Genomic DNA, 569 nt, shown 5'->3' with positions numbered 1-569 from the left:
CGCTTACCACTTTGTGATTCATGACTGGGGTGAAGTCGTAACAAGGTAACCGTAGGGGAACCTGCGGTTGGATCACCTCCTTACCTGAAGATACCTTCCCGCGAAGTGCTCACACAGATTGTCTGATAGAAAAGTAACGAGCAGGACGGCTGCGAAGTCGTGACACTTTGTGTCCCCTTCGTCTAGCGGTTAGGACTCCGCCCTTTCACGGCGGCAACAGGGGTTCGAATCCCCTAGGGGACGCCACTGCTTGGTGACAGGTGAAAGGTGTCTCCACAGAATATCTCAAAACTGACGGTAACGTCGTGTTTGAGATATTGCTCTTTAACAATCCGGAACAAGCTGAAAATTTGAAACGACGCGTCGTGTTCATTCTCCGTAATAAGAATGAAATTTACGATGCGTTCGAGTCTCTCAAATGCTTGCAGTCTGCAGCGTTGCAAAACGCCTGTGGGTTGTGAGGTTAAGCGACTAAGCGTACACGGTGGATGCCCTGGCAGTCAGAGGCGATGAAGGACGTGCTAATCTGCGAAAAGCGACGGTAAGGTGATATGAACCGCTACAGCCGT

The 569-nt window shown here is 50.6% G+C and carries 1 tRNA gene and 2 rRNA genes; all 3 read left to right on the top strand.

The window, feature by feature from the left end:
* Positions 1 to 83 (top strand): 16S ribosomal RNA (locus tag C1Y43_RS23465); the annotation flags it as partial.
* Between the two features lie 88 nt (positions 84 to 171).
* Positions 172 to 246, top strand: a tRNA-Glu gene (locus C1Y43_RS23460).
* Between the two features lie 215 nt (positions 247 to 461).
* Positions 462 to 569 (top strand): 23S ribosomal RNA (locus C1Y43_RS23455); the annotation flags it as partial.

Origin of the sequence: Pantoea sp. ICBG 828 (assembly GCF_002928355.1) — a bacterium.
In the GTDB taxonomy this organism is placed as follows: Bacteria; Pseudomonadota; Gammaproteobacteria; order Enterobacterales; family Enterobacteriaceae; genus Pantoea; species Pantoea dispersa.
Note: the sequence above shows the minus strand (reverse complement) of the source record. Positions and strands in the feature narration are given on the sequence as shown.